Annotated in this window: 18 protein-coding genes; 4 read left to right on the top strand and 14 right to left on the bottom strand. The window is 61.1% G+C overall.

What is annotated here, in order from left to right; all coding sequences use genetic code 11:
• Positions 1 to 76 precede the first annotated feature (76 nt).
• On the top strand, positions 77 to 592 hold the full coding sequence (gene fabA / locus PPA02S_RS03705; RefSeq protein ID WP_008089108.1) for a 3-hydroxyacyl-[acyl-carrier-protein] dehydratase FabA: 516 nt from the start codon (positions 77 to 79) through the stop codon (positions 590 to 592).
• A gap of 11 nt (positions 593 to 603) precedes the next feature.
• Positions 604 to 1,824, top strand: coding sequence for a beta-ketoacyl-ACP synthase I (fabB, locus tag PPA02S_RS03700; RefSeq protein ID WP_028632233.1), 1,221 nt, complete (start codon positions 604 to 606; stop codon positions 1,822 to 1,824).
• 62 nt (positions 1,825 to 1,886) lie between these two features.
• Here the strand turns inward: fabB and PPA02S_RS03695 are convergent, their stop codons facing one another.
• From PPA02S_RS03695 to htpG, 3 genes are all read right to left on the bottom strand, one after another.
• Positions 1,887 to 2,891: an amidohydrolase family protein gene (locus PPA02S_RS03695; RefSeq protein ID WP_028632232.1), complete on the bottom strand. Its 1,005-nt coding sequence runs from the start codon at positions 2,889 to 2,891 to the stop codon at positions 1,887 to 1,889.
• Between the two features lie 85 nt (positions 2,892 to 2,976).
• Complete coding sequence (locus tag PPA02S_RS03690) at positions 2,977 to 3,702, bottom strand: dienelactone hydrolase family protein (protein ID WP_028632231.1); 726 nt, start codon at positions 3,700 to 3,702, stop codon at positions 2,977 to 2,979.
• A 64-nt stretch (positions 3,703 to 3,766) separates the two neighbouring features.
• Positions 3,767 to 5,671 carry a molecular chaperone HtpG gene (gene htpG, locus PPA02S_RS03685; RefSeq protein WP_028632230.1) on the bottom strand — a complete coding sequence of 635 codons (1,905 nt, stop codon included), beginning with the start codon at positions 5,669 to 5,671 and terminating at the stop codon, positions 3,767 to 3,769.
• A 305-nt stretch (positions 5,672 to 5,976) separates the two neighbouring features.
• Between htpG and PPA02S_RS03680 the strand changes: the two genes are divergently transcribed.
• A complete protein-coding gene (locus PPA02S_RS03680) occupies positions 5,977 to 6,249 on the top strand; it encodes a hypothetical protein (RefSeq protein WP_028632229.1) in 273 nt (90 codons plus the stop codon).
• 66 nt (positions 6,250 to 6,315) lie between these two features.
• Here PPA02S_RS03680 and PPA02S_RS03675 read toward each other — a convergent pair whose 3' ends face one another.
• The 11 genes from PPA02S_RS03675 to sdhC form a co-directional block, all read right to left on the bottom strand.
• The gene (locus PPA02S_RS03675; RefSeq protein ID WP_028632228.1) at positions 6,316 to 7,065 is read right to left on the bottom strand and encodes a DUF599 domain-containing protein; all 750 of its coding nucleotides are present in this window, start codon (positions 7,063 to 7,065) and stop codon (positions 6,316 to 6,318) included.
• A gap of 213 nt (positions 7,066 to 7,278) precedes the next feature.
• Positions 7,279 to 8,592, bottom strand: coding sequence for a branched-chain amino acid transport system II carrier protein (brnQ, locus tag PPA02S_RS03670; protein ID WP_028632227.1), 1,314 nt, complete (start codon positions 8,590 to 8,592; stop codon positions 7,279 to 7,281).
• 382 nt (positions 8,593 to 8,974) lie between these two features.
• Positions 8,975 to 9,859 carry a succinate--CoA ligase subunit alpha gene (sucD, locus tag PPA02S_RS03665; protein ID WP_016393102.1) on the bottom strand — a complete coding sequence of 295 codons (885 nt, stop codon included), beginning with the start codon at positions 9,857 to 9,859 and terminating at the stop codon, positions 8,975 to 8,977.
• Positions 9,859 to 11,025, bottom strand: coding sequence for an ADP-forming succinate--CoA ligase subunit beta (gene sucC / locus PPA02S_RS03660; protein WP_028632226.1), 1,167 nt, complete (start codon positions 11,023 to 11,025; stop codon positions 9,859 to 9,861). The genes sucD and sucC overlap by 1 nt, the downstream gene beginning before the upstream one ends.
• A 173-nt stretch (positions 11,026 to 11,198) precedes the next feature.
• On the bottom strand, positions 11,199 to 12,635 hold the full coding sequence (gene lpdA / locus PPA02S_RS03655) for a dihydrolipoyl dehydrogenase (protein ID WP_028632225.1): 1,437 nt from the start codon (positions 12,633 to 12,635) through the stop codon (positions 11,199 to 11,201).
• A gap of 96 nt (positions 12,636 to 12,731) precedes the next feature.
• Positions 12,732 to 13,952 (bottom strand): 2-oxoglutarate dehydrogenase complex dihydrolipoyllysine-residue succinyltransferase, encoded by a 1,221-nt coding sequence (odhB, locus tag PPA02S_RS03650; RefSeq protein WP_028632224.1) that lies wholly within the window; start codon positions 13,950 to 13,952, stop codon positions 12,732 to 12,734.
• A gap of 42 nt (positions 13,953 to 13,994) precedes the next feature.
• A complete protein-coding gene (locus PPA02S_RS03645) occupies positions 13,995 to 16,826 on the bottom strand; it encodes a 2-oxoglutarate dehydrogenase E1 component (RefSeq protein ID WP_028632223.1) in 2,832 nt (943 codons plus the stop codon).
• A 243-nt stretch (positions 16,827 to 17,069) separates the two neighbouring features.
• On the bottom strand, positions 17,070 to 17,774 hold the full coding sequence (locus tag PPA02S_RS03640; RefSeq protein ID WP_028632222.1) for a succinate dehydrogenase iron-sulfur subunit: 705 nt from the start codon (positions 17,772 to 17,774) through the stop codon (positions 17,070 to 17,072).
• An 11-nt stretch (positions 17,775 to 17,785) separates the two neighbouring features.
• On the bottom strand, positions 17,786 to 19,558 hold the full coding sequence (gene sdhA, locus PPA02S_RS03635) for a succinate dehydrogenase flavoprotein subunit (protein ID WP_028632221.1): 1,773 nt from the start codon (positions 19,556 to 19,558) through the stop codon (positions 17,786 to 17,788).
• Positions 19,559 to 19,561: 3 nt separating this feature from the next.
• On the bottom strand, positions 19,562 to 19,930 hold the full coding sequence (gene sdhD, locus PPA02S_RS03630) for a succinate dehydrogenase, hydrophobic membrane anchor protein (protein ID WP_028632220.1): 369 nt from the start codon (positions 19,928 to 19,930) through the stop codon (positions 19,562 to 19,564).
• Complete coding sequence (gene sdhC / locus PPA02S_RS03625) at positions 19,924 to 20,310, bottom strand: succinate dehydrogenase, cytochrome b556 subunit (protein ID WP_174435875.1); 387 nt, start codon at positions 20,308 to 20,310, stop codon at positions 19,924 to 19,926. Before sdhC ends, sdhD begins: the two co-directional genes overlap by 7 nt.
• A 352-nt stretch (positions 20,311 to 20,662) precedes the next feature.
• On the opposite strand from sdhC, the gene gltA reads away from it, so the two are divergent.
• Positions 20,663 to 21,952, top strand: coding sequence for a citrate synthase (gltA, locus tag PPA02S_RS03620; protein WP_028632218.1), 1,290 nt, complete (start codon positions 20,663 to 20,665; stop codon positions 21,950 to 21,952).
• Positions 21,953 to 21,997: the final 45 nt, after the last annotated feature.

The raw sequence follows: 21,997 nt of genomic DNA, 5'->3' as shown, positions 1-21,997 counted from the left end.
CCGCCCCGGACGCGATGCGTAACGGGCCGGCCGGGAAGATTCATCCCCTGCCGCAGGGGGTTATTGAGGAGCTCGCATGACCAAACAACACGCCTTTACTCGGGAAGACCTGCTGCGCTGCAGTCGCGGTGAGCTGTTCGGCCCAGGTAATGCGCAACTGCCCGCGCCGAACATGCTGATGGTCGATCGCATCACCCACATCAGTGAAGAAGGCGGCAAGTACGGCAAAGGTGAATTGGTCGCCGAGCTGGATATCACCCCGGACCTGTGGTTCTTCGCCTGCCACTTCGAAGGTGACCCCGTCATGCCAGGCTGCCTGGGCCTTGACGCCATGTGGCAGTTGGTCGGTTTCTTCCTCGGCTGGCAGGGCCTGCCAGGCCGCGGTCGTGCGCTGGGCTCGGGCGAGGTGAAATTCTTCGGCCAGGTGCTGCCCACCGCCAAGAAAGTCACGTACAACATTCACATCAAGCGCGTCCTGAAAGGCAAGCTGAACATGGCCATCGCCGATGGTTCTGTCAGCGTAGACGGCCGCGAGATCTACACAGCCGAAGGCCTGCGGGTCGGCGTGTTCACCTCCACTGACAATTTCTAAGGGTTATTCGCATGCGCCGCGTCGTTATCACTGGTCTGGGCATCGTATCGTGCCTGGGCAATGACAAAGCTACCGTCACCGAAAACCTGCGCAACAGCCGTTCGGGTATCCGTTCCAACCCGGAATACAAGGAAATGGGGCTGCGTAGCCAGGTTTCCGGGTCCATCGACCTCAACCTCGAAGAACTGATCGACCGCAAGGTCTTCCGCTTCGTCGGCCATGCCGCTGCCTATGCCTACCTGGCCATGCAGGACGCGATCAAGGATGCCGGCCTGACCGAAGAGCAGGTTTCCAACCCGCGTACCGGCCTGGTGGCAGGTTCGGGCGGTGCATCGACCCTGAACCAGATGGAAGCGCTGGACACCCTGCGCGAGAAAGGCGTCAAGCGTGTGGGCCCCTACCGGGTTACCCGCACCATGGGCAGCACCGTGTCGGCGTGCCTGGCCACCCCGTTCAAGATCAAGGGCCTGAACTACTCGATCTCGTCGGCGTGCGCCACGTCCGCGCACTGCATCGGCACCGCGCTGGAGCAGATCCAGTGGGGCAAGCAGGACATCGTGTTCGCCGGTGGCGGTGAAGAAGAGCACTGGAGCCAGTCGTTCCTGTTCGATGCCATGGGCGCCCTGTCGACCAAGCGCAACGACACCCCTGAACAGGCCTCCCGTGCCTACGACGCCGACCGTGACGGCTTCGTCATCGCCGGTGGCGGCGGCATGGTCGTGGTCGAGGAGCTGGAACACGCCCTCGCCCGTGGCGCCAAGATCTACGCCGAGATCGTCGGCTACGGCGCCACTTCCGATGGCTACGACATGGTCGCGCCAAGCGGTGAAGGCGCCATTCGCTGCATGCAGCAGGCACTGGCGACTGTCGACACCCCAATCGACTACCTGAACACCCACGGCACCTCCACCCCCGTAGGTGATGTTGCCGAGATCAAGGGCGTGCGGGAAGTGTTTGGCGGCAATGCGCCGAAAATCAGCTCGACCAAGAGCCTGTCGGGCCACTCTCTGGGTGCTGCCGGTGTACACGAGGCGATTTACTGCCTGCTGATGATGGAAAACAATTTCATCGCCGGCTCCGCCAACATCGACGAGCTGGACCCTGAGGTTGCCGACCTGCCAATCCTGCGCAAAACCGAAGAAAACGCCAAGGTCGATACGGTCATGAGCAACAGCTTCGGCTTCGGCGGCACCAACGCCACCCTGGTGCTCAAGCGCTGGGAAGGCAAGTAAGGCGCTGCTGCGGTAGATGCAAAACGCCCCGACTGGTTCGGGGCGTTTTTGTTTTCAGGCGTTTACTTGGGCTTGGGTAACACCGCCAGAAAGTTCTCGCGCGCGACCTTGTTGGCCACAGGTTCGGGCAAGGCGTCCAGAAACGGTTTGAACCCGTGCATCTGCTCGCCAAGGCTCCCGAAACGCCCGACTACATCCGACCCCAGCATGAACCGGTCGGGGTATTTCTGCACCAACTCCAGCCATGGCTGCTGTGGCTTGCCCTGCTCATCCAGCAGGTAAGGCTCAAGCACGCTCCAGGACAGGTCCACATAAAGGTTGGGGTAGTCCTCCAGCAGCCGGGTCAATACGGGGAGCAAGAAATCCATGCGGGTCTGGTGCCGGTGAATCTCCATGCTGCTGCCGGCATGGGCCCAGATGAAGCGTGTGTGGGGGTGCTCGCGCAGGGGCTCCTCGATCTCCGCCAGGTACAACGGGTTACGCTCGCGCTTGGAGGTGATATTCGAGTGCAGCAGTACCGGCAGATCGCGCTCGGCGGCCAGGTGATAGATGCGCGTCATGGCCTCGTTATTGGCCCGCGGCGTCTCGCCACTGGTCAGCGCGGTCAGGTCGTCATGGCGGGTGAACACTTCGCCGATGCCCTGCCACAGGCCTGGGTACAGGTCGAGCATGCGCTCGATGTGGCTCACGGCATTCTTGTCCACCGGGTTGATGCCGGTCAGAAAGGGATGAAAGCGCTGACGCTGTTCAGGGGGGAGTTTCTGGATGGCAGCCGCTACGTAGGTGTCCGTGGCACTGTACCAGTAGGCATCGGCGTCATCGCCGGCGTAATAGCGGGGCCGCTTGGGCTCGTCCTCGTGCCATTTCTTGGCAACCGGAATGCCGGAAATCATCGATTGGTCGATACCTGCGGCATCCATGGCCTTGAGCAGCGCCGGCATGCCCTCGGTTTCCTGGAAGAAATCCACATAATGCAGGTGAGCATCGCTGTAGCGGTACTCACGGGCCTGTGCTGCCTGGCATAGCCAGGCAACTACAACGGCGCAGGCCAGCGCTTTGGCGTTCATGGTCAGCTTCCTTGTACGGGGACGAACCGAATAGACCCGCCAGCAGGCGGGACGGTTCAGCGCGCCCCTATTACAAGCCCGTGCACTAGGGGTGGAACACTTCACTCAGCAGGTTATGCATCGACCGGAACGCCCGCTCGGCAGTGCGCCTGTCGTACTGCATCTTGCCTGGCACGTTGGCGCCCGGGTCAGTGAAGGAATGAACCGCACCGCCGTAGCTCAGCAGTTGCCAGTCCACCTTGGCTGCATTCATTTCCGCCTCGAACGCTGGCAGCTGGTCCTTCGGTACCAGCGGGTCGGACGCGCCATGCAACACCAGGACCGAGCCCTTGATATTCTTTGCGTCATCCGGGTTGGGGGTGTCGAGGGTGCCGTGGAACGACACCGCAGCACGCAAATCGGCGCCTGAGCGCGCCAACTCCAGCGCACAGCAACCGCCAAAACAGAAGCCGAATGTGGCGGCCTTGCCAGGTGCCAGCAACGCCTTGGATTGCCCGAGCAGCTGCGCCAATGCTTCCTGCATGCGTTTGCGCAGCTCAGCGCGGTCATTTTTTAGCGGCATCATTGCAGCCCCTGCCTCGTCGGCATTCGACGGGCGAATCGACTGGCCGTACAGGTCCGCGAGCAGCACCACGTAGCCCTGCTCAGCCACCTCCTTGGCGATGCGCTCAGCCCCTTCGGCAATGCCCATCCAGTTCGGCGCCATCACCAGCCCTGGGCGGCCCAGGGCGCCCGGCTCATACACCAGGCGGCTTTCGTAGGTTTTGCCGGCCAGGTGATACACCAGCGACTCGACGATTACCTTGCTCATCCTTTACTCCTCAGGCGTGCACCATGAAAAAAGCCCGCCGAAGCGGGCTTTGCCATGCATCAATTCAAGCAGACAATTCGACCAGCAGCTTGTTCAGGCGCCGTACATAGGCGGCAGGGTCCTTCAGGCTGTCACCCGCGGCAAGCGCGGCCTGATCGAACAGGATGTGCGACAACTCGGCGAAACGGTCCTCGCTCTGTTCGTGGTCGAGCTTCTCGATCAGCGGGTGTGTCGGGTTGAATTCGAAGATCGGCTTGGAATCTGGCACTTTCTGACCGCTGGCTTCCAGAATCTGGCGCATTTGCAGGCCCAGGTCCTGTTCTCCGATCGCCAGGATTGCCGGCGAGTCCGTCAGGCGGTGGGATACCCGCACCTCGGCCACGCTTTCACCCAGGGCAGCTTTCAAGCGCTCCACCAGGCCTTCCTTGTCCTTGGCGACTTCTTCCTGGGCCTTCTTGTCTTCTTCCGAATCCAGCTTGCCCAAGTCCAGGTCGCCACGGGCCACATCGACGAACGCCTTGCCATCGAATTCGGTGAGGTAGCTCATCAGCCACTCATCGATACGGTCGGTCAGCAGCAGCACTTCGATGCCTTTCTTGCGGAAGACCTCGAGGTGTGGGCTGTTCTTGACCTGCGCGTAGGATTCGCCGGTGAGGTAGTAGACTTTGTCCTGGCCTTCTTTGGCACGCGCCAGGTAATCGGCAAGGCTGACGCTCTGCTCGCCGCTTTCGTCATGGGTGGAGGCAAAGCGCAGCAGGCCGGCGATTTTCTCCTTGTTGGCGAAGTCTTCGGCCGGGCCTTCCTTGAGCACCTGCCCGAAGTTTTTCCAGAAGCCCTTGTACTGCTCAGGCTCGTTCTTGGCCAGTTTTTCCAGCATGTCCAACACGCGCTTGGTCAGCGCCGTCTTCATCGAGTCGATGATCGGGTCTTTCTGCAGAATTTCACGCGACACGTTCAGCGACAGGTCGTTGGAGTCGACCACGCCCTTGATGAAGCGCAGGTACAGCGGCAGGAACGATTCGGCCTGGTCCATGATGAACACACGCTGTACGTACAGTTTCAGGCCGCGGGGCGCTTCACGCTGGTACAGGTCGAACGGGGCACGGGCCGGCACGTACAGCAGCGAGTTATACTCGAGCTTGCCTTCAACCTTGTTGTGGCTCCAGGCCAGCGGGTTTTCGAAGTCGTGGCCGATGTGCTTGTAGAACTCCTGGTACTCCTCGTCCTTGATCTCGGTACGCGGACGGGTCCACAGGGCGCTGGCACGGTTGACGGTTTCCCACTCTTCAGCCGGCTGCTCTTCGCCTTCGGCCGCCGCCTGCTCCTTGGGCAGCTGGATGGGCAGCGCGATATGGTCAGAGTACTTCTTGACCACGTTGCGCAGGCGCCAGCCATCGGCGAACTCCTGCTCGTCCTTCTTCAGGTGCAGGACGATGCGGGTGCCGCGCTCTGGCTTGTCGACGGTGGCCACTTCGAAGTCGCCCTCGCCCTTCGACGACCAGTGCACACCTTCGCTGGCCGGTTGGCCAGCACGGCGGCTGTAGACATCGACCTGGTCGGCAACAATGAACGCCGAGTAGAAGCCAACGCCAAACTGACCGATCAGGTGCGAGTCCTTCTTCTGGTCACCGGTGAGGTTCTTCATGAAGTCGGCAGTGCCCGACTTGGCGATGGTGCCCAGGTGCGTGATGACATCCTCACGGCTCATGCCGATGCCGTTGTCCTCGAGGGTGACGGTGCCGGCATCTTTGTCGAAGGTCAGGCGGATCCTCAGGTCGGCATCGTTTTCGAACAGCTCGGGCTTGGCCAGTGCTTCGAAACGCAGCTTGTCGGCCGCATCGGAGGCGTTGGAGATCAATTCACGCAGGAAGATCTCCTTGTTCGAGTACAGGGAATGAATCATGAGGTGCAGCAGCTGCTTCACCTCGGTCTGGAAGCCCAGGGTTTCTTTTTGAGTCTCCACACTCATGGTCGTCACACTCCGATCTGATGGCAGTAGTCGCCAAGCGGCCCGGTTGGCTGCGTTGGCGGCGGATGACATGCAGATGGGGGCTGCCCGGATGATTTCAAGGGCTTTTGCGGTGCGAACCTTGAATGCACCTGCGCCAGGGTGAGCGAGGCGCCCCCCGATGCGCGATGGCAGGACCCTGCAGACAGTAGAAGTGCCTGCACCTCAAAAACATGTTTATACCTGTGAAATTACCGTGGAACTTATTTCAGGAGGCCCCACTCGAAGGAACAAGCCAACTTATTCCACCAAGGAGAAACACCCCCATGCGTAAACCATTTGCTTTTGCTCTGATGCTGGCTGCTGCCATGGGCCTGGCCGCTTGCGATAAAGCGAGCGAAGACAAAGCCCAGGACGCACAAGAACACCGTGAACAAGCCCAGGAAAAAATGGGTGATGCTCAGGACAAGATGAACGACGCTGCCAAGGAAAACGCCGAAGCCGCCAAAGACCAGGCCGAAGCCAACCAGAAGGCTGCTGAAGAGGCCGCCCCGGCCACGCCGGCGACCACTGTTCCGGCCGAACCTGCCAAGCAGTAATCGCGCCGCTAAAAAAACCCGACATTGTCGGGTTTTTTTATGCCTGAAATAATTAGGCTAGCCGTTTCAGTCATTCACATTTGAACGCTGCCCGGGTACTTCGGTCGCTGAACTTTCCGTGGGCGTAAATACCATCACGTCAAGTACATCGGAATGGAACTCGCGGCGATACAGAATTAACACTACCCCCACGCTAATGCCCATGAACAACCACGGGCTGATGAACCAGCTCAACATCGCCATGCCGAAATAATACGACCGCAGCCCGAAGTTGAATTGGTTGGCGGCCAACGACAGCACCCGCGCTGCACGCGCGGCAAACGCCTTGCGCTCCATTTCATTGACCTGGCGCTCGCCGATCATGGGTGCCGACCCCACCAGCACCGCGGCGAAGTTGTACTGCCGCATGCACCAGCTGAAGGTGAAAAAGGCGTACACGAACACCGTCGCCAGGCACAGCAGCTTGATTTCCGACATCCCTTGGGAGGCCTGCTGAACCAGAGGCAAGTCAGCGAGCAGCGACAAGGCTCGGTCGGACGCCCCCAGCACCGTCAGGATGCCGGCGAGGATGATCAGGGTGCTGGAGGCGAAGAACGAGGCGTTGCGCTCAAGGTTGCCGATCACGCTGGCATCGGCAATACGGTTGTCACGCAACAACATGCGGCGCATCCAGTCTTCACGGTACAGGTGCAACACACTGGCAAGGCACGCGGTGTCCCGACCCTTCCAGAGGGCATAGCGTGTGTAGCCGCCCCAGCACAGCACAAACCAGCAGGCCGCCAGGAGGTTGTTCAAATTGCTTGAAATGAAAGTCATACCAGGTTCCCGAAATGCCAGGTGCCAAAAGGATAGGGACCGCATTTCGACGCTGGCAAGCGGCAAAAGGCACAGGGCGACAGCGAAAAACACGCGCACTCACCCTATAGCCAAACAAAAGCCCCGCATCCTTGCGGATACGGGGCTTGGGTGTTTGATACCGAGGCGACAGGTTCAGGCTTTTGGCCCATGCCGCCAGCGGGCTTCAACACATCACGCCAGGGCCTCGCGAGGCTTGCCCAGCATGCGGTCGCACACCACGGCCCCCACCAGGGTGACGACCGAAGGTACCAGCCAGGCAAGGCCTTGATCGCTGAGTGGCAGGTTGGCCATGAAGTCGGGCAACACATGGGCCGCGCTGCTGCCCTTGATGGCATCGACCATACCGAACAGCAGCGATACCAGCATTACCGGCGCCAGGATACGCGTCGGCGAGTTCCACAGGTCCTTCACGAAGCTCAAGCCCACCACCACGATGCACGGCGGGTAGATGGCCGTGAGCACGGGGATGGAGAACATGATCAGCTTGGTCAGCCCCAGGTTCGACACCAGCAGCGAGAAACCAGCCAGAATCACCACCAGCGCACGGTACGACAACGGCAGCATCTGGCTGAAGTATTCGGCACACGCGCACGTCAGGCCGACGGCTGTCACCAGGCACGCCAGGGCGATCAGCACGGCAAGGAAGCCGCTGCCCAGCGAGCCGAAGGTGTGCTGTACGTAGGCATGCAGTACCGCCGCACCGTTGCTGGCGCCCGCGGCAATTTCATGGCTGCCGGCGCCCAGGCGGAACAGGCTGATGTACACCAGGGCCAGGCCGACACCGGCAATCAGGCCGGCGATGATGGCGTAGCGGGTGATCAGCTTCGGCGACTCGACGCCGCGTGAGCGGATGGCGTTGACGATGACGATGCCGAACACCAGAGCACCCAGGGTATCCATGGTCAGGTAACCATCAGAGAACCCCTTGGAGAACGCGGCGGCGGCGTAGGCCGGCTGCGCTTCACCGATGGTACCGGCTGGCAGCGCGAACGCGGCGATGCCCAGTACGGCCAGGGCAATGATCTTCAGTGGCGCAAGGAAACGCCCCACGGTATCAAGCAGCTTGCCCGGGTACATGGACACGGCCAGTACCACGGCGAAATACACCAGGCTGTAGATGAACAGGGCCAGCGGGCTTTCACCGGTCAACGGCGCAACGCCCACTTCGAACGACACGGTCGCGGTACGCGGCGTGGCGAACAACGGGCCGACCGACAGGTAGCAAACAGCGGCCAGCAGGCCGCCGAAGAACTTGCCGATCGGGCTGCTCAGGGCATCCATACCGCCGCCGACCTTGGCCAGCGCGACCACGGTGATGACCGGCAGGCCCACCGCCGTCACCAGGAAGCCCAAGGCGGCCATCCAGACGTGCGGGCCCGATTGCAGGCCGACGATAGGCGGGAAGATGATGTTGCCGGCGCCTACGAATAGCGCAAACGTCATAAAGCCAAGCGCCAGGATATCCTGGCCTTTGAGAACTTTCATTTAAGGTAGTACCACACTGCTGGAATCGGGGTTCGAGAGGGGACTTTCCAATGGGTGAGGAAAATGCTGCCCGGCGTGATAGGCCAGACCCGTTAAGCGTGTCGTTCCCTTTTGGGGACGGGCACAGAATAGGCGCGTAGATTAACCGTTTTGCCGCGCAAACGCACTGGAACAGTGCTGCTTGTCCGATGTGCGTACGTGTTTGTCGTCTGTGCGTCCGGGGACAGGAGGAATTATCCTCAGATTGAAATATTCGTCTGTAAGGTAATTCCTATGGGGACGATTGGGAGGCGTGTGCTGGCCTGGCAGTGATAAGGCCCGCCCCCAAAACGACAGAGGCCACCCGAAGGTGGCCTCTGTGCGCGTGGGGGGTGTTGCAGTATTACTTCTTGGCTTCCCAGCCAGTCAGCTCGGCCAGGGCCTTGCCGATGTCAGCCAGGGAACGCACGGTTTTCACGCCTGCGTCCTGCAGGGCTGCGAATTTCTCGTCCGCAGTACCCTTGCCGCCAGAAATGATGGCGCCAGCGTGGCCCATGCGCTTGCCAGCCGGCGCAGTCACGCCAGCGATGTAGGAAACGACAGGCTTGGTGACATTGGCCTTGATGTAGGCCGCAGCTTCTTCTTCAGCCGAACCGCCGATCTCGCCGATCATGACGATCGCTTCGGTCTTCGGGTCTTCCTGGAACAGCTTCAGGATGTCGATGAAGTTGGAGCCCGGGATCGGGTCGCCACCGATACCCACGCAGGTCGACTGGCCGAAGCCGGCGTCGGTGGTCTGCTTGACCGCTTCATACGTCAGGGTGCCGGAACGCGAAACGATACCGACCTTGCCTGGCAGGTGGATGTGGCCTGGCATGATGCCGATCTTGCACTCGCCCGGGGTGATGACACCTGGGCAGTTAGGGCCGATCAGGGTCACGCCCAGCTCGTCGCACTTGACCTTGGCATCGAGCATGTCGAGGGTAGGAATGCCCTCGGTGATGCAAACGATCAGCTTGATGCCACCGAAGGCTGCTTCCAGGATCGAGTCCTTGCAGAACGGTGCTGGCACGTAGATGACCGAAGCGTCAGCGCCGGTCGCTTCCACGGCTTCCTTCACGGTGTTGAACACCGGCAGGCCCAGGTGGGTGGTGCCACCCTTGCCCGGGGTAACGCCGCCGACCATCTTGGTGCCGTAGGCAATGGCTTGTTCGGAGTGGAAAGTACCCTGCGAGCCGGTGAAGCCCTGGCAGATGACTTTGGTGTCTTTATTGATCAGGACGCTCATTACTTGCCCTCCGCAGCTTTGACAACTTGTTGAGCAGCGTCGGTCAGGCTGGTTGCAGCAATGATGTTCAAACCGCTTTCTGCCAATACTTTAGCGCCCAGTTCGGCGTTGTTGCCTTCAAGGCGAACCACGACCGGAACCTTGACGCCGACTTCCTTCACTGCACCGATGATGCCTTCGGCAATCATGTCGCAGCGAACGATGCCGCCGAAGATGTTGACCAGAACGGCCGCGACATTGCTGTCGGACAGAATGATCTTGAACGCTTCGGTAACGCGCTCTTTGGTAGCACCACCGCCTACGTCGAGGAAGTTGGCTGGCTTGCCGCCGTGCAGGTTGACGATGTCCATGGTACCCATGGCCAGGCCAGCACCGTTGACCATGCAGCCGATGTTGCCTTCGAGGGCAACGTAGTTCAGTTCGAACTTGGCAGCGTGGGCTTCACGGGCGTCGTCCTGGGACGGGTCGTGGAAGGTCTTCAGCTTCGGCTGACGGTACATGGCGTTGGCGTCGATGTTGATCTTGGCATCGAGGCAGTGCAGGTCGCCGTCGGCCTTGATCACCAGCGGGTTCACTTCCAGCAGGGCCAGGTCATGGTCCTTGAACAGCTTGGCCAGGCCTACGAAGATCTTGGCGAACTGTTGAACTTGCTTGCCTTCCAGGCCCAGCTGGAACGCCAGCTCACGGCCCTGGAACGGCTGCGCGCCGACCAGCGGATCGATGGTGGCCTTGAGAATCTTCTCAGGCGTGTCGTGGGCGACTTTCTCGATGTCCACGCCACCTTCGGTGGAGGCCATGAACACGATACGGCGGCTCGAGCGATCGACTACAGCGCCCAGGTACAGCTCTTTGGCGATGTCAGTGCAGGATTCGACCAGAATCTTGGAGACGGGTTGACCGTTGGCATCGGTCTGGTAGGTAACCAGATTCTTGCCCAACCACTGTGCAGCGAACGCCTTGGCGTCTTCTTTGCTGCGAACCAGCTTGACGCCGCCCGCCTTGCCGCGACCACCCGCGTGAACCTGGGCTTTTACAACCCACTCGTTCCCGCCGATCTTGTCGCAGGCTTCTGCCGCTGCTTCAGGGGTGTCGACTGCGAAACCCTTGGAAACTGGCAGGCCGTACTCAGCGAACAGCTGCTTACCCTGATACTCGTGAAGATTCATGCTTTTTACCGTCTTCGTTAGGTACTGCGCTTCGGCGCTGCGCCATCACTGGCGCCGCACCACCTGTGACCGTTGACCCCGGGTTATCCCATGTGATCCGGTCCGGCGGACTTTCCGCGGTGAGTCATGCACGCAAGACTCACGACGGGCAGCCCGCCGTGGTTTCTTATGATTTAACGCTTCTTACGGTTGGCTACGTGAATGGCACCGCCATTCACGGCCAGCGCTGCTTCATGCAGCGCTTCGGACAGGGTCGGATGGCTGAAGACCATCATGCCCAGGTCCTCGGCACTGGTGCCGAATTCCATTGCGATAGCGCCCTGCTGCACCAGTTCGGCAGCCGACGGGCCAATCACGTGAACACCCAGTACGCGGTCGGTCTTGGCATCGGCGATGACCTTGACGAAACCACCGGTGTCGTTGGCAGCCATCGCACGGCCGCTGGCCGCGAACGGGAAGGTGCCCACGTTAACCTCAACGCCTTCGGCCTTCAAGGCCTGCTCGGTCTTGCCGACCCAGGCGATTTCCGGGTGGGTGTAGATCACCGAAGGGATCAGGTCGTAGTTCATCTGGGCTTTGTGGCCCTTGATGCGCTCAACCACCATGATGCCTTCTTCCGAAGCCTTGTGCGCCAGCATCAGGCCACGTACCACGTCGCCGATGGCGTAGACGCCCGGTACGCTGGTGGCGCAGTAGTCGTCGACATAGATGTAGCCACGCTCATCGATGTTCACGCCGCTGTCGGAGGCCAGCAGGTCGGTGGTCACCGGGCGACGGCCGACCGCAACGATCAGCTTGTCGAAGGTGATCTTCTGCTCGCCTTCGGCGTTGGTGTAGGTCACCTCGACTTCGTCGCCGTTCACCTTGGAACCGGTAACGCGGGCACCCAGCTTGATGTCCAGGCCTTGCTTGGTCAGGGTCTTCTGGGCTTCCTTGGACACCGCCGTGTCGGCAGCCATCAGGAAGGTGTCCAGGGCTTCCAGCACGGTGACTTCAGCACCCAGGCGGGCCCATACCGAACCCAGCTCCAGGCCGATCACACCGGCACCGATAACGCCCAGGCGCTTCGGTACGGCCTGGAATTCCAAGGCGCCGGTGGAGTCGACGATGACGTTCTGGTCAACCGGGGCTGGCGGAATGTCGATCGGGCGAGAACCGGAGGCCAGGATCACGTTATCGGCTTCGACGATTTCAGTGGTGCCGTCGGCCTTGGTCACTTCGACCTTTTTGCCAGCCAGCAGCTTGCCGTGGCCCTGGATGGAGGTGACGCCGTTGGCCTTGAACAGGGTGGCGACGCCACCGGTCAGGTTCTTCACGATGCCAGCCTTGCGGCCAACCATCGCAGCCACGTCCATCTTCACTTCACCAGTTGAGATACCGTGTACGTTGAAGCTCTCTTTGGCTTCCTTGTATTTCCAGGAGCTGTCCAGCAGCGCCTTGGAAGGAATGCACCCTACGTTCAGGCAGGTGCCGCCCAGGGCCAGCTTGCCCTCGGCATCGGTGTACTTCTCGATACAGGCAGTCTTCAGACCAAGCTGGGCGGCCTTGATCGCAGCCACGTAGCCGCCAGGACCTGCACCAATCACTACCACGTCGAATTTCTGGGTCATAAAAGATTCCTTGTTAGCTTCAAGCGGCACGCTGCAAGCCGCAAGACAGGCAGGCTTCGACTTGAAGCTTGCCGCTTGCAGCTTACAGCTGCGCGATTAGATGTCCAGCAGCAGGCGGGACGGATCTTCCAGCAGGTTCTTGATGGTCACCAGGAAGGTTACGGCTTCCTTGCCATCGATCAGGCGGTGGTCGTAGGACAGCGCCAGGTACATCATCGGGCGGATCACCACTTGGCCATTGACGGCCATCGGGCGCTGGATGATGTTGTGCATGCCCAGGATCGCAGCCTGCGGCGGGTTGACGATCGGGGTCGACATCATCGAGCCGAAGGTACCACCGTTGGTGATGGTGAAGGTGCCGCCGGTCATCTCTTCGATGGACAGCTTGCCGTCACGGGCCTTCTTGCCGAAGGTGGCGATGCCGTTTTCAATCTCTGCCAGGCTCATCGACTCGGCGTTGCGCAGTACCGGAACTACCAGGCCACGGTCGCTGGAAACCGCCACACCGACGTCGGCGTAACCGTGGTAGACGATATCGTTGCCGTCGATCGAGGCGTTCACGGCCGGGAAGCGTTTCAGCGCTTCGGTGGCCGCCTTGACGAAGAACGACATGAAGCCCAGGCGCACGCCGTTGTGGGTCTTCTCGAACAGGTCCTTGTACTTCGAACGCAGGGCCATGACTTCGGTCATGTCGACTTCGTTGAAGGTGGTCAGCATCGCCATGTTGGACTGGGCTTCGACCAGACGCTCGGCAATCTTGGCGCGCAGGCGGGTCATCGGCACGCGCTTCTCGGTGCGGTCGCCAGCAGCGGTCACCACCGGTGCCGGGGCGGCAGCAGGCTTGGCAGCCGGGGCTGCGGCCGGCGCAGACTTCTTGTTGGCGACGGCAGCAACGACGTCTTCCTTGGTCACGCGGCCGCCTTTGCCGGTACCGGCCACAGTGGCCAGGTCGATGCCGTTTTCTTCGGCCAGCTTGCGCGCAGCCGGGGCAGCAACCGGGTCGTCCTCACCGGCATCGGCAGCAACGGCGGCCGGTGCGGCGGCGGCCGGGGCAGCAGCAGGCGCTGCGGCAGCGGCGCCGCCTTCAACGATCGAACCCAGCACTTCGTCGGACAGAACGGTATCGCCCTCGCCCTTGACGATGGCACCCAGCACGCCGTCGGCGGTGGCCAGCACTTCGAGCACGACCTTGTCGGTCTCGATGTCGACGATCAGTTCGTCACGCTTGACGGCCTCGCCCGGCTGCTTGTGCCAAGTGGCAACGGTGCCGTCGGCAACCGATTCCGGGAAGGTTGGGGCTTTGATCTCGATAGCCATTATCAGTGTTTCCTTAAATTCGGTTTCAAGTGCGCGAAGGCGTTAAACAGTGAAGGCGTCTTGCAGCAGTTTCTCCTGCTGTTCGGCGTGCTTCGAAGCGTAACCACAGGCAGGTGCGGCAGAGGCATCGCGACCCGCGTACTCCAGGGCCAGTGCCTTGTTATGGCGACCGAGGATGCGACGCATATGGTGCTGGCTGCTGTACCAGGCGCCCTGGTTCATCGGTTCTTCCTGGCACCACACCGCATGCTTGAGGTTGGTGTAAGGCGCCAGGATCTCGACCAGGTCGTCTTCAGGGAACGGATACAGCTGCTCGATGCGCACGATCGCGATGTCTTCGCGGCCTTCGGCGCGGCGTTTTTCCAGCAGGTCGTAATAGACCTTGCCGCTGCACAGCACCAGGCGCTCCACCTTGGCAGGCTCGAGGGTGTCGATTTCCGGGATGACGGTCTGGAACGAACCGTCGGCCAGGTCTTCGAGGGTCGAGACGGCGAGTTTGTGGCGCAGCAACGACTTGGGCGTCAGCACGATCAGCGGCTTGCGCAGCGGACGGATGACCTGACGACGCAGCAGGTGGTAGATCTGGGCCGGCGTGGTCGGTACGCAGACCTGGATGTTCTGCTCGGCGCACAGTTGCAGGTAACGCTCCAGGCGCGCCGAGGAGTGCTCAGGCCCCTGCCCTTCGTAGCCATGCGGCAGCAGCATGGTCAGACCGCACAGGCGGCCCCACTTGTGCTCGCCACTGGTGATGAACTGGTCGATCACCACTTGCGCACCGTTGGCGAAGTCGCCGAACTGGGCTTCCCAGATCACCAGCGCGTTCGGCGTGGTGGTGGAGTAGCCGTATTCGAACGCCAGTACTGCTTCCTCGGACAGGAACGAATCGTACAGTTCGAAACGTGGCTGGCCCGGGTACAGGTTCATCAGCGGGATGTAGGTGCCCGCATCCTTCTGGTTGTGCAGCACCGCATGACGGTGCGAGAAGGTGCCGCGGCCGATGTCCTGGCCGGTCATGCGGATGGGGTGGCCCTCGAACTGCAGGGTGGCGTAGGCCATGGTCTCTGCATAACCCCAGTTGATCGGCAAGCCACCGGCCTGCATCTTCTGGCGGTCTTCGTAGATCTTGGCGACCTGGCGCTGCACCACGAAGCCTTCAGGCAGCTCCAGCAACTTGGCCGACAGCTCCTGCAGGGTCTTGAGGTCGAAGCGGGTGTCGTGGCGTGCGGTCCAGGCATGGCCCAGATAAGGGCGCCAGTCGACGAACAGCTCGCGGTTCGGCTCCTTGACCAGGCTCTTGACCACGTGCAGGCCGTTGTCCAGCGCACTGCGGTAGTCGTCGATCTTGGCCTGGGCGCGATCGGCATCGATACGGCCGGCCTGGATCAGCGCTTCGGCATACAGCTCACGGGTGGTGCGCTGCTTGCTGATCTGCTGGTACATCAGCGGCTGGGTGCCGTTCGGCTCGTCAGCCTCGTTGTGGCCGCGGCGACGGTAGCAGACCAGGTCGATGACCACGTCGCGCTTGAACTGCATGCGGTAGTCGACCGCCAGCTGGGTCACGAACAGTACCGCTTCCGGGTCGTCGCCGTTGACGTGCAGGATTGGCGCCTGAATCATCTTGGCCACGTCGGTGGCGTACTCGGTGGAGCGCGCATCCAGCGGGTTGCTGATGGTGAAACCCACCTGGTTGTTGATCACGATGTGCACGGTGCCGCCGGTCTTGAAACCGCGGGTCTGCGACATCTGGAAGGTTTCCATCACCACGCCCTGGCCTGCAAATGCAGCGTCGCCGTGGATGGAGATGGGCAGCACCTTGTCACCCACGCTGTCGTTGCGACGGTCCTGACGGGCACGCACCGAACCTTCGACAACCGGCGAGACGATTTCCAGGTGGGACGGGTTGAACGCCATGGCCAGGTGCACTTCGCCACCCGGGGTCATCACGTTCGAGGAGAAGCCCTGGTGATACTTCACGTCACCGGAGCCCAGCTCGTTCATCTTCTTGCCTTCGAACTCGTCGAACAGCTCGCGCGGGTTCTTGCCGAAGGTGTTGACCAGCACGTTCAGGCGGCCACGGTGGGCCATGCCGATGACCACTTCCTTGGTGCCGTAGGAACCGGAGCGCTGGATCATCTCGTCCAGCATCGGGATCAGGCTTTCGCCGCCTTCCAGGCCGAAACGCTTGGTGCCTGGGTACTTGGTGCCCAGGTATTTTTCCAGGCCCTCGCCAGCGGTCACACGCTCGAGCAGGTGGGACTGGATATCAGCGGAAAACTCGGGCCGGCCACGCACGCTTTCCAGACGCTGCTGGAACCAGCTGCGCTGCTCGGAATCGACGATGTGGGTGAACTCGGCGCCAATGGTGCGACAATATGTCTTCTGGAGCGCGTCGAGGATGTCGCGTAGGCTCGCCTCCTCTTTGCCGATGAACAGGTCGCCGGCACGGAAGGTCGTATCAAGATCGGCATTGGTCAAGCCGTAGTGATTGATCGACAGGTCTACAGGCACTGGACGCTGCCACAACCCCAAGGGGTCAAGCTTGGCAGCCTGATGGCCGCGCATCCGATAGGCCTGGATCAGTCGCAGCACTTCAACCTGCTTCTTCTCGTGTTCACTGCTCACGCTCCCGGCAGACACCGGCTGGGCGCGGCGCTGGTTCTTCGCCAGCAATACGAAATGGTCGCGAATCGTCGAGTGCGAGACATCGGTAGCGGTGCTGCCGTCGGCGGGCAACTTCTGGAAGTAGGTGCGCCACTCTTCTGGCACAGCGTTAGGGTCGTGCAGGTAGAGTTCGTAGAGCTCTTCCACATATGCAGCGTTACCACCTGAAAGGTGGGCGCTTTCCCACATGCGCTGCATCACGCTTTCTTGCATGCTTGGTCACCCTCGGTTAGGGGACTGATCGGCGAGAGCCACAGCAAACCTGGAAAAGTCCGAAAACAGCGACTGAACCACGCCACCTGGATCCTGCTGATTTTCCGGGTACCAGCCCGGAAAGCCCCTGCTGGTCTCATCTTCATAGGTAATGAACAAGGGCTTTGTGAGCCCCGGTTCGGGTTTTACCTCAGTGCGGGCTCAGCGCCCGCACCTCGGCATACTGCAGGTACAACGGGTATATCAGGTGCCGCTTTGCAGCAGCATGTTACGTACGTGACCGATTGCCTTGGTAGGGTTCAGACCCTTCGGGCAAACGTTTACGCAGTTCATGATCCCGCGGCAGCGGAATACGCTGAACGGGTCATCCAGGGACGCCAGGCGCTCCTGGGTCTTGGTATCACGGCTGTCGGCCAGGAAGCGGTAAGCCTGCAACAGCGCAGCTGGGCCCAGGAACTTGTCCGGGTTCCACCAGAACGACGGGCAGGACGTGGAGCAGCAGGCGCACAGGATGCACTCGTACAGGCCGTCGAGCTTCTCGCGCTGTTCTGGCGACTGCAGGCGCTCGATGGCCGGGGCCGGCGTGTCGTTCTGCAGGAACGGCTTCACCTTCTCGTACTGCTTGTAGAAGATGCTCATGTCGACGACCAGGTCACGAATGACCGGCAGGCCCGGCAGCGGGCGCAGCACCAGCTTGTTGCCCTTGACCACGCCCGACAGCGGGGTGATGCAGGCCAGGCCGTTTTTGCCGTTCATGTTCATGCCGTCGGAACCGCACACGCCTTCACGGCAGGAGCGACGGTACGAGAAGCCCTCGTCCTTTTCCTTGATCAGCGCCAGCACGTCCAGAACCATGAGGTCCTTGCCGCCGGTGTCGACGTCGAACGACTCCATCTTGGGGGCCGTGTCGGTGTCGGGGTTGTAACGATAAACTTCGACTTTCAACATAGCAGCCACCCTTAGTAAGTCCGGATTTTTGGTTCGAAGGCCGGTACGGTCTTCGGCGCAAAGTTGACGCCACGCTTGGCAACGCGCTTCACACCCGGGTAGTACAGGGTGTGGCACAGCCAGTTTTCGTCGTCACGGTCTTCGAAGTCTTCACGGGCGTGAGCGCCGCGGGACTCTTTACGGGCTTCGGCCGCGATGGCGGTAGCTTCGGCAACTTCCAGCAGGTTCTGCAGCTCCAGCGCTTCGATACGCGCGGTGTTGAAGGCCTGGGACTTGTCGTTGATCTTGACGTTGGCGATCCGCTCGCGCAGGCCGGCCAGCTGCTCGATACCCTTGAGCATGTATTCGCCAGTACGGAACACACCGAAGTAGTTCTGCATGCAGCTCTGCAGCTCGCGCTTGAGGCTGGCAACGTCTTCGCCAGTGGAGCGCTCGTTGAGCTTGTTCAGGCGGCTCAGGGCAACATCGATGTCGGTGTCGCTGGCGTCTAGGTGCTCGATACCGTCGCTCAGCGCCTTCTCCAGGTGCAGGCCGGCCGCACGGCCGAACACCACCAGGTCGAGCAGCGAGTTGCCGCCCAGGCGGTTGGCACCGTGAACCGATACGCACGCCACTTCACCTACGGCGAACAGGCCAGGAATGATGTGATCCTTGCCTTCGTCGTCCATGGTGATGGCCTGGCCATGAATGTTGGTGGCAACGCCGCCCATCATGTAGTGGCAGGTTGGAACGACCGGAACCGGCGCGACCACAGGGTCGACGTGGGCGAAGGTCTTGGACAGCTCGCAGATGCCTGGCAGGCGGCTGTGCAACACTTCCTCGCCCAGGTGGTCCAGCTTCAGCAGCACGTGGTCCTTGTTCGGGCCCACGCCGTTGCCGGCGATGATCTCTTTGACCATGGAACGGGCAACCACGTCACGGCCGGCCAGGTCTTTGGCGTTCGGCGCGTAACGCTCCATGAAGCGTTCGCCGTGGGCGTTGATCAGGTAGCCACCTTCACCGCGGCAACCCTCGGTGACCAGTACACCGGCGCCGGCGATGCCGGTTGGGTGGAACTGCCACATCTCGATGTCCTGCACCGGTACACCGGCACGCAGGGCCATGCCGATACCGTCGCCGGTATTGATCAGGGCGTTGGTGGTGGAGGCGTAGATACGGCCTGCACCGCCCGTGGCCAGTACGGTGGCCTTGGACTTGATGTACAGGGTTTCGCCGGTTTCGATGCAGATCGCGATCACACCAACGAAGGCGCCTTCCTGGTTTTTTACCAGGTCAACGGCGTAGTACTCGTTGAGGAAGGTGGTGCCGGCTTTCAGGTTGCCCTGGTACAGGGTGTGCAGCAGCGCGTGACCGGTACGGTCGGAAGCGGCGCAGGTACGGGCCGCCTGGCCACCTTTACCGAAGTCCTTGGACTGGCCACCGAACGGACGCTGGTAGATACGGCCGGTTTCGGTGCGCGAGAACGGCAGGCCCATGTGGTCCAGCTCGAAGACCGCAGCCGGGCCTTCCTGACACATGTATTCGATAGCGTCCTGGTCACCGATGTAGTCGGAACCCTTGACGGTATCGTACATGTGCCAGCGCCAGTCGTCGTTCGGGTCGGCCGAAGCGATGGCGCAGGTGATGCCGCCCTGGGCGGATACGGTGTGCGAACGGGTCGGGAACACCTTGGTGACCACGGCAGTCTTGTGACCGCCTTGTGCCAGCTGAAGCGCTGCGCGCATGCCGGCGCCGCCGCCACCGATGATGATGGCGTCGAAGGAAATGGTTGGAATGCTAGCCATGGATCAGATACCCCAGAGAATCTGCACACCCCAGACGAAGTAAGCGAACATCGCAACGCCGCATACCGCCTGGAACAGGAAACGAATCGCAGTTGCCGACTTGCCGAACGACATAGGCGTCAGGTAGTCGGTGGCAATGGTCCACATGCCGACCCAGGCGTGAGCGCCGAGGGCAACGAGGGCCAGCAGGCTGAAGATCCGCATCGCGTTGTTGGAGAACAGACCATGCCACTGGGCGTAGTCGATACCGGGGTGAGCGACCACGTAGCCGATCAGGAAGATGAAGTAAGCCGCGAGAACGACCGCAGAAACGCGCTGCGCCATCCAGTCGTAGAGGCCCGAACGCGACAGGTTCGTGACGTTGGTTACCATACCCAAACTCCCACCAGTACGATCACCACCACGGAGATGACAATCACGATTTTCGAGCCCAGTTTGCCGCCTTCCAGCGTCTCACCGATGCCCATGTCCATGATCAGGTGGCGCACACCGGCCACCAGGTGATACAGCAGGGCGGACAACAGGGCCCAGGTCACGAACTTGGCCAGCGGGCTGGTCAGACACGCCTTCACCTCGCCGAAGCCTTCCTCGGAACCCAGCGACTTGCCCAGTGCATACAGCATGATGGCAAGGCCGAGGAACAGGATGACGCCGGAGATACGGTGCAGAATGGACGTGTACGCAGTGACGGGGAGCTTGATGGTCCTTAGGTCTAGGTTTACAGGTCGTTGGCTTTTCACGGCTTTTTTCACACTGAAGAGCCCCTAGCGAATCAGGGCAAAGTTGTTGGTAAGTGTACTGGTCAGGTACCCACCACCCAGGGAACGGCGACCCCCAGCAGTTCGGGCTTGCAAGCCCCTGGCGGTCGGGTGCCGAGTATAGACAGTTAGGCTGCTCATGACAACGTGACGGGGTAGCCCGAATAGCGCATTGCCTTTGCCGCGCAAAAGGCGTAAATGGGCCGAAAATTCCCGAAAAATCAGGCTCCAGCCCTTGATTCAACAAGCCTTTAGGCAAATTGACATCTGAATTTATCCCTCTATAGTGGTGCGGGCCCTGCGTGGGGGGTCTGTCTGATGATTTCAAGCATTAATAGGAGGCCACATGGCTGACAAAAAAGCGCAGTTGGTCATCGAGGGCGCAGCCCCCGTCGAGCTGCCCATTTTAACCGGCACCGTTGGTCCTGATGTAATCGACGTCCGCGGGTTGGGGGCCACAGGTCACTTCACCTTCGACCCTGGTTTCATGGCGACCGCATCGTGCGAGTCGAAGATCACCTACATTGATGGCGACAAGGGCGTACTGCTGCACCGCGGCTACCCCATCGAGCAACTCGCCGAACAGTCCGACTACCTCGAAACCTGCTACCTGCTGCTCAATGGCGAACTGCCAAACGCCGAGCAGAAGGCCAAGTTCGTCAGCAACGTCAAGAACCACACCATGGTTCACGAACAGCTGAAAACCTTCTTCAACGGCTTCCGCCGCGACGCTCACCCGATGGCGGTGATGTGCGGCGTGGTCGGTGCCCTGTCGGCCTTCTACCACGACTCCCTGGACATCAATAACCCGCAACACCGCGAAATCTCTGCGGTGCGCCTGGTCGCCAAGATGCCGACCCTGGCCGCGATGGTTTACAAGTACTCCATGGGCCAGCCGATGATGTACCCGCGCAACGACCTGTCGTACGCGGAAAACTTCCTGCACATGATGTTCAACACCCCGTGCGAGATCAAACCGATCAGCCCGGTGCTGGCCAAAGCGATGGACCGGATCTTCATCCTCCACGCCGACCACGAACAGAACGCCTCCACCTCCACCGTGCGCCTGGCGGGCTCTTCGGGTGCCAACCCGTTCGCCTGTATCGCGGCCGGCATCGCCGCGCTGTGGGGCCCTGCCCACGGCGGCGCCAACGAAGCCGTACTGACCATGCTCGATGAAATTGGCGATGTCTCGAACATCGACACTTTCATTGCCAAGGCCAAGGACAAGAACGACCCGTTCAAGCTGATGGGCTTCGGTCACCGCGTTTACAAGAACCGCGACCCGCGCGCCACCGTGATGAAGCAGACCTGCGACGAAGTGCTGCGCGAGCTGGGCATCAAGAATGACCCGCAGCTGGAACTGGCCATGCGCCTGGAAGAGATCGCACTCACCGATCCATACTTCATCGAGCGCTCGCTGTACCCGAACGTCGACTTCTATTCGGGCATCATCCTGAAGGCGATCGGCATTCCGACCAGCATGTTCACCGTGATCTTCGCCCTGGCGCGCACCGTAGGCTGGATCTCGCACTGGAAAGAGATGCTCTCCAGCCCGTACAAGATCGGCCGCCCACGCCAGCTGTACACCGGCGAACCGAAACGCGACATCGTTGCACTGCAGGACCGCAAGTAAGCCCTACGGGCTGAAACCAAAAGGGCTGCCCATGGGCAGCCCTTT

The sequence above is a fragment of the Pseudomonas parafulva NBRC 16636 = DSM 17004 genome (assembly GCF_000730645.1).
GTDB classification, from domain to species: Bacteria; Pseudomonadota; Gammaproteobacteria; order Pseudomonadales; family Pseudomonadaceae; genus Aquipseudomonas; species Aquipseudomonas parafulva.
This window is presented reverse-complemented; position numbering and strand designations above follow the sequence as displayed.